The organism is Streptomyces sp. NPDC031111, assembly GCF_055570675.1.
Window position 1 is genome coordinate 403,247 of record NZ_JBVIGS010000005.1, and the last position, 2,690, is coordinate 405,936.

Consider the following 2,690-nt stretch of genomic DNA (forward strand, 5'->3'; position numbering starts at 1 on the left):
CTCCTCCGCCATGATCGGCCCGTAGGCGGCGATGGCGTCAAACCGTAAGGCGTGCTACACTCCCCCCCCCCCCCCCCCCCCCCCCCCCCCCCTCCCCCTTCCCCCCCCCCCCCTCCCCCCCCCCCCCCCCCCCCCCCCGCTTCCGCACACGCACGTCTCCCACCCCCACTTCCCTAGGAGTGACGATGCGTCGAGTACACACCCCACGGCTTCCCCTCCCCCGGTTCAGACGGAGACCGTGGTGGCTCACCGTCCTGGCGGCGGTGTCGGCCCTGCTCGCCGGGACGGCCCTCACCGGCATCGCGACCGCGGCGCCGCGGGCCTGGGTCCCGAAGCCCGCGCCGATGACCACCCCCTGGACCGACCAGGTCCCCGTGGAACAGCCGCTGCCCGAGTACCCGCGGCCGCAGCTCACCCGTCCGGACTGGGCCAACCTCAACGGCATCTGGGACTTCGCCGTCACCCCGGCGGACGCCGGCCGGCCCACGTCGTTCACCGAACAGATCCGCGTCCCGTTCGTCGCCGAGTCGGCGCTCTCCGGCATCCAGCGCCGGATCACGCAGAACGACAAGCTCTGGTACAAGCGCACCTTCACCGTCCCGGCGGGCTGGAACGGCCGCCGCGTCCAGCTCAACTTCGGCGCCAGTGACTGGCGTACGACCGTGTGGGTCAACGACCGGCAGGCCGGGGCCACCCACAGCGGCGGCTTCGACTCCTTCTCGTACGACATCACCGACCTGCTGAACGGGGGCACGAACACCCTCGTCGTCTCCGTGTGGGACCCCACCCAGACCGGGGGTCAGGCGGTCGGCAAGCAGCGGATCAACGAGGTGACGCCCCATCCGGGTGGTGGCATCTTCTACACCGCCGCCTCCGGTATCTGGCAGACCGTGTGGCTCGAGCCCACAGCGGCCGCGCACATCACCCGTCTCGACATGGTGCCCGACCTCACCAACAACCGCCTGAGGGTCACGGTGCGGGGCGCCGGGACCAACGGCCACCAGGCCCGCGTCACCGTCTCCACCGGTGGCACCGCGGTCGGCACCGCCACCGGCCCGGTCGGCGGTGGGTTCACCGTCCCGGTGCCGAACGCGCGGCGGTGGTCGCCGGACGACCCGTTCCTCTACGACGTGAAGGCGGAGCTGCTCTCAGGCGGCGCGGTGGTCGACGCCGTGGGCAGCTACACCGGCATGCGCTCCATCGGCCTGGCCCGCGTCGACGGACTTCTGCGCCCGGTCCTGAACGGGGAGTTCGTCTTCCAGACGGGCACCCTGGACCAGGGCTACTGGCCGGACGGCATCTACACCGCCCCGACGGACGCCGCTCTCCGCTACGACCTGCAGAAGCACAAGGACCTCGGCTTCAACATGGTCCGCAAGCACATCAAGGTCGAGCCGCAGCGCTGGTTCTACTGGGCGGACCGGCTCGGTCTGCTGGTCTGGCAGGACATGCCGTCCATGGACCTGCGCACGCCCGACGCCGCGGCGCGTACCCAGTGGGAGGCCGAGTACGACCGGGTCATCGACCAGCACCGCAGCTCGCCGTCCCTGGTGATGTGGGTCAACCAGAACGAGGGCTGGGGCCAGTACGACCAGGCCCGCATCGCCGACGAGGTCAAGGCGTACGATCCGTCCCGGCTGGTGAACAACATGAGCGGGGTCAACTGCTGCGGGGCGGTGGACGGCGGCAACGGCGACGTCGTCGACCACCATGTGTACGTGGGTCCCGGCACCACGGTGCCCAGTGCCACCCGCGCCGCCGTCCTCGGCGAGTTCGGCGGCCTCGGCTTCAAGGTGGCCGGTCACGAGTGGTACCCCGGCGGCGGCTTCAGTTACGAGGACCAGCCCGACCTCGCGCACCTGAACAACCGGTTCGTCGGCCTGCTGGACGGCATCCGCGAGGTGCGCATGCCCAGAGGGCTGTCCGCCGCCGTCTACACGGAGATCACGGACGTCGAGAACGAGGCCAACGGGCTGCTCACCTACGACCGACAGGTCGTCAAGGTCGACGAGGCCAGGGTCAGGGCCGCGAACCGGGCCCTGATCGACGCCTCCCGCTCACCGGGTGCGCCGGTGACGCTGCCCACCGGTCAGTCCACCTCCCTGCGTGTGACGACCCCCGGCCACACCGACCGCTATGTGCGACACCAGGACGGCGCGGTGTTCACCGAGGTCGTGACCGGTGACAGTGACGCGCTGCTGAAGAACGACGCCACCTGGCGGATCGTGCCCGGCCTGGCCGACAGCACCTGCTACTCGTTCGAGTCGCGGAACTACCCGGGCGAGTATCTGCGCCACCGCGCGTACCGGGTGTACAAGGAGGGCGGCAGCGGCGACCTGTTCCGCGCCGACGCCACCTTCTGCCCGGTCCGGGGAGCGAACGGCGGCGTGCGGCTGTCCGCCTACAACTTCCCCGAGCAGTATCTGCGCCACTACAACGCCGAGTTGTGGCTGGCCACCCCGGGCGGAACCCATACCTGGGACAACCCCGCCCTCTTCGCGGAGGACACCACCTGGGCCGTGGAAGCCCCATGGGCCCCCTGAGCGCGGCGGAGCCGTCCGCGTGACAGAGCGGTGGGGGGGGGGGGGGGGGGGGGGAAAACCCCCCCCCCCCCCCCCCCCCCACCCCCCCTTCCCAAGGAGCGCTCTAAAGAACAAACGCCACCCACAACAACCCGCCCCCCCCCCCCC

Annotated in this window: 1 protein-coding gene; it reads left to right on the plus strand. The window is 71.2% G+C overall.

Going from position 1 to position 2,690, the window contains the following annotated elements:
- Positions 1 to 185 precede the first annotated feature (185 nt).
- Positions 186 to 2,543, plus strand: a complete 2,358-nt coding sequence (locus ACZ470_RS14440) for an AbfB domain-containing protein (protein ID WP_468427194.1) — start codon at positions 186 to 188, stop codon at positions 2,541 to 2,543.
- Positions 2,544 to 2,690: the final 147 nt, after the last annotated feature.

Coding starts and splice junctions, on each gene's coding strand:
- ACZ470_RS14440 (WP_468427194.1), top strand. CDS start 186: ATGCGTCGAGTACACACCCCACGGCTTCCCCTCCCCCGGTTCAGACGG.